This is a genomic window from Pseudomonas lopnurensis (assembly GCF_015070855.1).
Taxonomy (GTDB): domain Bacteria; phylum Pseudomonadota; class Gammaproteobacteria; order Pseudomonadales; family Pseudomonadaceae; genus Stutzerimonas; species Stutzerimonas lopnurensis.
This window is the reverse complement of sequence record NZ_JADDIX010000074.1, coordinates 1-8,404: the sequence shown is the minus strand read 5'-3', so window position 1 is coordinate 8,404 and position 8,404 is coordinate 1. Positions and strand designations below refer to the sequence as shown.

Annotated in this window: 4 protein-coding genes; 3 read left to right on the top strand and 1 reads right to left on the bottom strand. The window is 66.8% G+C overall.

Translation table 11 applies throughout. The annotated features are described in order from the left end of the window. Positions 1–76: 76 nt before the first annotated feature. Positions 77–1,174, bottom strand: coding sequence for an iron-sulfur cluster carrier protein ApbC (gene apbC, locus IN820_RS15080; RefSeq protein WP_193681745.1), 1,098 nt, complete (start codon positions 1,172–1,174; stop codon positions 77–79). A 156-nt stretch (positions 1,175–1,330) separates the two neighbouring features. Here apbC and IN820_RS15075 point away from each other — a divergent pair, with 156 nt between their 5' ends. The 3 genes from IN820_RS15075 to IN820_RS15065 all read left to right on the top strand — a co-directional run. Continuing rightward, positions 1,331–1,987, top strand: a complete 657-nt coding sequence (locus IN820_RS15075; protein WP_193681744.1) for a response regulator — start codon at positions 1,331–1,333, stop codon at positions 1,985–1,987. After that, entirely contained in the window at positions 1,984–3,732 is a 1,749-nt protein-coding gene (locus tag IN820_RS15070) for a sensor histidine kinase (RefSeq protein ID WP_193681743.1), read from the top strand. The genes IN820_RS15075 and IN820_RS15070 overlap by 4 nt, the downstream gene beginning before the upstream one ends. 125 nt (positions 3,733–3,857) lie before the next feature. Further along, on the top strand, positions 3,858–8,404 hold a 4,547-nt coding region (locus tag IN820_RS15065; protein ID WP_193681742.1), incomplete at its 3' end, for a GLUG motif-containing protein.

The window sequence follows — 8,404 nt, the reverse complement described above, 5'->3', positions numbered from 1 at the left end:
GCGGCATTCACCACATCCCTGTGGATTGCCCGACCTCGGGGCGATGCTTTTCAAGCTTCAAGCCAGGCCTGCGGCCTCAATCATCCGAAACGACGATATTCGGCATCGACTGGGCGATGATCTGCCCGCTCTGGGCGATGCGGGCGCCCACCGTACGCGCCATCTGCTGATAGATCATCGCGATCTGGCTTTCCGGATCGGCGATTGCCGTCGGCTTGCCGGCGTCGGCCTGGCTACGGATCGCCATCGACAGCGGCAGCGATGCCAGCAGGTCGACGTTGTACTGCGCCGCCAGCTTCTCGCCGCCGCCTTCGCCGAACAGGTGTTCGGCATGGCCGCAGTTGGAACATATATGGATGGCCATGTTCTCCACCACGCCCAGTACCGGGATGTTCACCTTGCGGAACATCTCCACGCCCTTCTTGGCATCCAGCAGCGCCAGGTCCTGCGGCGTGGTGACGATCACCGCCCCCGTCACTGGCACCTTCTGTGCCAGGGTCAGTTGGATATCGCCGGTGCCCGGCGGCATGTCTACCACGAGATAGTCGAGATCGTTCCAGGCGGTCTGGGTGATCAACTGCAACAGCGCGCCGGACACCATCGGCCCGCGCCAGACCATCGGCGTCTTGTCATCGGCGAGGAAGGCCATCGACATCACCTGCACGCCATGCGCCTCCAGCGGAACGAACGCCTTGCCGTCGCGGATGTCCGGACGCGTGCCCTCGGCGATGCCGAACATGATGCCCTGGCTCGGTCCGTAGATATCCGCATCCAGCACGCCGACCCGCGCGCCTTCGCGCGCCAGGGCCAGGGCCAGGTTGGCGGCCGTGGTGGATTTGCCGACGCCGCCCTTGCCGGACGCCACGACGATGATGTTCTTCACGTTGGCCAGCGCCGGCACCTGGTCCTGCGCCTTGTGCGGACGGATCACGCAATCGACCTGGACGTCGGCGCGGCTGACGCCTTCCAGGTTCTCGATGGCCATGGCCAGCATCTGCGCCCAGCCGCCGCGAAACAGCCCCGCGGCATAACCCAGCTCGAGCTGAACGCTGACGCGGTCGCCCTGGATTTCGATCGAGCGCACGCAACCGGCGCTGACCGGGTCCTGATCGAGATGGGGATCGGTGTATTGACGAAGGGTGGCCTCCACCTCATCGCGGGAGATCGCACTCATGGGGTACTCCAGATCGACCGAAGAAAGGCGGCTATCCTAACACCTTGCCCGCAGCCCACGGCAGCGGCCGGCGTGCATATCCCGCATTCGGGGGATGCGCGATATGCCGCGCTTGGCTAGAGTCCCGCATTATCCGCTGCGAACGACGGACAGGACATGACACTTTCCCCCATCCGGGTGTTGATCGTCGAAGACGACGAGCCGATGCGCGCGGAGTTCGAGCGCATGGCGCGGGAACACCCCGGTCTGCTCCTGCAGGGCAGCGCGGCGAACCTGGCCCAGGCCCGCGCATTGCTGCAGCGACAGGTGCCGGACGTGGCGATCATCGACTTGGGTTTGCCGGACGGCGACGGCATCGAACTGATCTGCGAGTTGCAGCGCTCGGTGCCCCTGCCCAGCGTACTGGTGGCCACCGTGTTCGGCGACGAAGCCCACGTGATCCGCGCCATCGAGGCCGGCGCGCGCGGCTACCTGCTCAAGGACACCGCCATCGAGGAGTTCGCCCGGGCGATCCGGATGGTCCACCAGGGCGGTTCGCCGCTCTCGCCGCAGATCGCCCGGCATCTGCTCAAGCGCTTCGTCACGCCGACCGTGCGGGCGAGCGACAGATCCGAGCTGGATAGCCTGACGGCCCGCGAAATAGAAATACTGACGAGCATTTCGCAAGGCTTCACCGTCGCCGAAACGGCGAACTCGATGAGCATCTCCGCCCACACCGTCACCACCCATATCAAGAACATCTACAGCAAACTGGCCGTGCACAACCGGGTCGAGGCGGTCAACCAGGCGCGCCGCAAGGGCCTGATCCATTGAGGCTGCTTCTGCTCCTGCTGCTCTTGGTCGGCGCCCCCCTGTCCGCCGTCGAACGGCTGCCGAGCGGCGTCGTGCAACTGGATCATGCAGAATTCGTCGCCAGCGAGGCCGACACGCCCCCCCTCGCGGGCTGGCAGAGGCAGGCGCTGCCGGATAACTGGAGGCTCGAACGCCCCGACTATTCCGGCTTCGCCTGGTATCGCCTGCCCTTTCAATTGACCGAGTTGCCACGCACCCCCTTGGCGCTCTACCTGGCGCGGCTGTCGCTGGCCGGAGAGATCTGGCTCAACGGCTCGCTGCTGACGCCCAACGTGCGCTACGACACGCCCGACGGGCGGATGGGTTCGCTGATGAGTGACGAGCCCCTCTATCTGACCCTGCCGTCCGGGCTGTTCCGCCTCGGCGAGAACGAACTCCTGGTGCGCCTGCAGGGCGCCCGGGACATCCGCAGCGGTCTGTCGTCACCACTGATCGGCCCCACCGAAGCGCTACGCGAACAGTGGCGGCTGCGCTACGCACTCCAGGTGATCCTGCCCTACGTCATCCTGGTGCTGTTTCTTGGTGCCCTGGCTTTCCTCGTGGCCCATATCTATTATCAACGGCGCTTTCACCTGATACAGCTCGCCATGCTCACCGGGCTGCTGTCGATACTGGGCTACCTGGCCATCGACCTGCCGCTCGCACGCGCCGACCAGCAGGCCATCCGCATCCTGATCACCACCTGCATGTACTGGTGGCTATGCCTGATCGGCTATCGCCTCTCGGGCGCGCGCGGGCACGCATACCCGCGGCTGCTGCATGCCGTTTCGCTCCTCACCCTGGCCGCCACCCTGGCGCTCTGGGCGCTGGGCGAGGCGGGCGACCGCCTCTGGCTGATCACCTGGCCCCATCTGTTGCTGCGCCTGCCGGTCATCGTCCTGCTGCTGCGCAGCGCCTGGCGCCGCCGCTCCCCCAAGTACTGGGCGCTGGGACTGAGCACCGCGCTGTGGCTGGGCACCCAGGTACAGTCCTACCTGATCCTGATGGAGTGGCTGCCCTGGGACAGCTTCCGCTGGAGCACCGCCGGGGCGCTGCCGTTCTGCATCGTGCTGCTGTTCTTCTTTGCCGAACGTTTCATCCTCGAACGCGAGGAAGTGGCGAACCAGCAGCGCATCGCCATCGCCGACGAGCGCGGACGCATCCTCCAGGACATGCACGACGGCATGGGCGCGCAACTGATCACCGCCCTGCGCCTGGCGGGCCGCGAGGACGTCGACAAGGCCGTGGTGATCCGCTCGATCGAGGAATCGCTGCAGGACATGCGCCTGATCGTCGACTCCCTCGATCTCACCGAACACGATCTGCTGCCGCTGCTGGGCAACTTGCGCTTCCGCCTGGAGCCGAAGCTGTCCGCCCTGGGTATCCGCCTGGAATGGGACGTGGCGCCATTGCCCGAACTCACCTACCTGACGCCGGCCTCCGCGCTGGCGATCCTGCGCATCGTCCAGGAAGCGATCAACAATGCCGTGCAACACGCCAACGCCGGGCTGATCCGCATTTCGGTCAAACCCGCGGTGGACTGCATCCGCATCAGTATCAACGACAACGGCCAGGGATTTGCCGTCGCTGCCGACACCCCGCATTCCCACGGCCTGAGCGGCATGCGCCTGCGCGCGCAAAAGCTCGGCGCCCGCCTGACGCTGCACAGCGACGAACAAGGCACCCAGGTGACGCTGGAATTGCCGCTTCTTCCCCCCCGCGGATAAATACCCCGTTCAGGGTATGTGCCCGCAAGTTCCGCTTCTTAGACTCTCCCGACGTCGGCGCCCCAACTTCCCGCCTCATCCGCAGGCGCACCGCAGGGCCTTCGCATCGACTCAGGAGCTCAACGATGAACCGCGCTTTCGCTCTCGTCTGGAACCACAGCCTCGGCGCCTGGACGGTCGCCAGCGAGCATGCCCGCCGCCACGGCAGGCGCGGTACCTCGCGTGCCGCGGCAGGCGCACTGGCGCTGGGCATCGCCGCGCTCCACCCGGCCTGCGCCCTGGGCGCCGGCCTGCCCACGGGCGGCAGCGTGGTCTCCGGCAGCGCCAGCATCGCCAGCGACGGCACGGCGATGACCATCGACCAGGCCAGCCACAAGGCCGTCATCGACTGGAGCAGCTTCGACATCGGCGCCGGCCACAGCGTCACCTTCGTCCAGCCCTCCAGTTCCTCCAGCGCCCTCAACCGGGTCACCGGCAGCGACGCCTCCAGCCTCTACGGCACGCTCAACGCCAACGGCCGGGTGTTCCTGGTCAATCCCAACGGCATCCTCTTCGGCGCCAGCGCGCAGATCAACGTCGGCGCCCTGGTGGCCTCCACGCTGAACCTCTCCAACGAGGACTTCGCCGCCGGCAACTACGCCTTCAAGGGCGATGGCAGCAACGCCTCGGTCGTCAACCAGGGCAGCATCACGGCCAGCGACGGCGGCGCCGTGGCACTGCTCGGCGGTAGCGTCAGCAACCAGGGCACCATCGTCGCCAAGCTGGGCACGGTGGCCCTGGCCGCCGGCAACGCGGTGACCCTGGACTTCGCCGGCGACGGCCTGCTCAACGTGCAGGTGGACGAAGCCGTGATCGACGCCCTGGTGGAGAACCGCCAGTTGATCCAGGCCGACGGCGGCGGCGTGATCCTCACCGCCCAGGCCAGCGACGCGCTGCTGCAGACCGTGGTCAACAACAGCGGGGTGATCGAGGCGCGCACCCTGGGCGAGCGCGAAGGCAGGATCGTGCTGCTCGGCGGCTTCGACGGCGGCACCGTGCAGGTGGCCGGCACCCTCGACGCCAGCGCGGCGGACGGGGGTGATGGCGGCTTCGTCGAAACCTCCGGCGCCCACGTGCAGGTCGCCAATACCGCGGTGGTCACCACCAAGGCGACCCAGGGCACCACCGGTACCTGGCTGATCGACCCGACCGACTTCACCGTCTCCGCCGGCAACGCCAGCCAGAGCGACAGCGGCATCGGCGCCGACACCCTCTCGGCCAACCTGCAGAACACCAGCGTCACGCTCGCGACCGTGGCCAGCGGCAGCGAGGACGGCGACATCAACGTGAACGCGGTCGTAGGCTGGGATGCGAGCACGACGTTGACGCTCAATGCGCACGGCGACATCAACATCAATGCCGCGATCACCGCCACCGGCGACAGCGCCGGGCTGGTGCTCAACCATGGCGGCTACGCGCAGAACGGCTCGGCCAGCGCTGGCAGCGACTATCACGTCAATTCGCCGGTCACCCTCAGCGGCGGCAATGCCAGCCTCTCCATCAACGGCAATGCCTACAGCCTGATCCACAGCATGGCCGAGTTGGCCAGCATCAGCGGCACCGGCCGCTACGCCCTGGCGCAAAGCCTGGACGCCAGCGGCACCACCTACGGCAGCGCGCTGGTCGGCACCCTCGGCGGCACCTTTGCCGGGCTGGGCAACAACATCAGCAACCTGAGCATCGACACCAGTGAGAGCTACGCGGGCCTGTTCCGCACCACCAACAGCGGCGGCACGATCCGCGACCTGGGGCTGGTCGATGCAGAGGTAAGTGGGGGCTCCTACGTCGGCGCGCTGGTAGGCGACAACACCGGCACGATCAGCAACGTCTACGCACAAGGCGGCAGCGTCAGCGGTAGCCAATACGTCGGCGGGCTGGTCGGATTCAACGCGGGCAGCATCAGCAACGTCTATGCCACCGGCAGCGTGAGCGGCGGCAACTCCGTCGGCGGGCTGGTCGGCTACAGCGTCGGTGGCAGCATCAGCAACGCCTACGCCACCGGCAGCGTCACCTACGACAGCAGCCGAACGGGCAACGGCAATAGCATTGGCGGGCTGGTCGGTGTCAACAACGGCAGCATCAGCCATGCCTATGCCACTGGTGACGTGGCGAGCACGGGCACTGGCAGCCCTGTCGGCGGGCTGGTCGGCTACAACCATTCCTCCGGCACCATCAGCGATGCCTACGCCACTGGCCGCGTGACGAACGGCAACGGCTACGTCGGCGGACTGGTCGGCTACAACGCCGGCAGCATCGCAAGCGCATACTGGGACAGCGACAGCAGCGGACAGGCCAGCGCTATCGGCAACGGTTCCGGCGCGGCCACCGCGGTCACCGGCAGCACCCGCTATAACCACAGCGCCTATGCCGACCTGGGTACCTGGACGCTGGTCAGCGGTACCAGCGACGTCTATGCGGCCACCGACGCCAACGGCGTACAGTGGATCATGGTCGAGGGCCAGACCCGCCCCTTCCTCGCCAGCGAATACAGCACCACCATTCGCAACGCCCACCAGTTGCAACTGATGGCCTACGACCTCTCCGCCCGCTACACCCTGGCCGCCGACATCGACGCCAGCGAGACCGACGGCAGCAACGCCAGCGGCATGTGGAGCACGGCCGGCTTCGATCCCATCGGCGACGCCAGCAATGCCTTCACCGGCAGCCTGGACGGCCAGGGCCACGCGGTCTCCGAGCTGAGCGTCAACCGCGCAAGCGAAAGCTACGTCGGGCTGATCGGCCATGCCGGCAGCGGCAGCAGCATCCGCGACATCGGGCTGACGGATGTCGAGGTGAACGGAGGCGACTACGTCGGCGCGCTGACAGGCTCCAACAGCGGCAGCATCGGCAACGCCTGGAGCAGCGGCAGCGTGTCGTCCGGCGGCAGCAACATCGGCGGGCTGGCGGGCTCCAACCAGGCCAGCGGCAGCATCGACGAGGCGTCTTCCGAAGCCGAGATATCGGGCGCCAACGTCACCGGCGGCCTGGTCGGACAGAACTACGGCAGCATCGCCAACACCCATGCCAGCGGTAACGTCACCGGCACGAGTGACAACATCGGCGGGCTGGTCGGCTGGAGCGGCGGCAGCATCGACAACGCCTATGCCACCGGCAGTGTCACAGGCTACCGCTATATTGGCGGGCTGGTCGGCGGCAACACCTCCGGCAGCATCGACAACGCCTACGCCACCGGTAGCGTCAGCGGCAGCGGCAATGTTGGCGGGCTCGTCGGCGGCAACACCTCCGGCAACATCGGCAACGCCTACGCCATCGGCGACGTCGCCGGCACGTACGACTACCTCGGCGGGCTCGTCGGTTACAACAGCGGCACGATCAACAACGCCTACGCCACCGGCAGCGTCACCAGCAGCGGTACCGGTACCGGTATATTCGACATCTACTCCAACTACCTCGGCGGACTCGCCGGCTACAGCAGCGGCACGATCAATAACGCCTACGCCACCGGCAACGTCACTGGCGCCGGCACGTACGGCTACCTCGGCGGGCTCGTCGGTTACGGCGGCGGCAGCATCAGCAACGCCTACGCCACCGGCAGCGTCACCGGCACCGGTACGTACAACATCCTTGGCGGGCTCGCCGGCTTGCACTACGGCACGATCAGCAACGCCTTCTACGCCACCACGGACGCCTTCGGCAACGCCATCAATACCGGCCTGTCCAGCAATGACTACGGAACCGCAAAGACCTATGCCGAGTTGCAGCAGTCCTCCACCTTCGCCGCTTGGGACCTGGCCACCAGCGGCGGGAGTTCCGGCGTCTGGCGCATCTACGACGGCTACACCACGCCGCTGCTGCGCAGCCTGCTCAAGAGCGTGACCGTCACGGTCGGGGATGTCGATGGCAAGACCTACGACGGCACCAGCGTCTCGGTCAGCGGATCGAGCTACAGTCTCTCGGACGCCAGCGCCGTTCTGCTGGGCAGTGCCAGTTATGCGAGCGTCACCGCCCGGGATGCGGGCACCTATGCCCTGGGCCTCACGGGTCTTTATTCGGATCAGCAGGGTTACGACATCATCATCGTCGACGGCGGCTATACCATCGACAAGGCCGCACTCACCGTCACCGCCAACGACGCCGGCAAGACCTACGATGGCCTGGCCTGGAGCGGCGGCAATGGCGTGTCCTATTCCGGCTTCGTCAACGGCGAGGACGCCTCGGTGCTCGGCGGCGGCCTGAGCTATGGCGGCAGCGCCCAGGGCGCCGTCGATGTCGGCAGCTACGGTATCGCGGCCGGCGGCCTGACGGCCGACAACTACGTCATCACCTACGTCGGCGGCACACTGGTCGTCGATCCCAAGGCCATCACCGTCACGGCCAATGGTAGCTCCTCCACCTATGGCGACAGCGACCTTGCCAACCCCGGTCTCAGCGCCACGGGCCTGGTCAATGGCGAAACCGTCGACGTACTCAGCGGCCTGGCCAACAGCTTCGCCCTCGACCACACCAGCGGCGCCGGTACCTATGTGCTCACCGTCGACGGTACCCTCACCAACGGCAACTATGTGGTCACCCAGACCAGCGACGGCACCTGGGTCGTGGGCAAGGCCGCGCTCACCGTTACCATCAACGACGCCGGCAAGACCTACGATGGCCTGGCCTGGAGCGGCGGCAA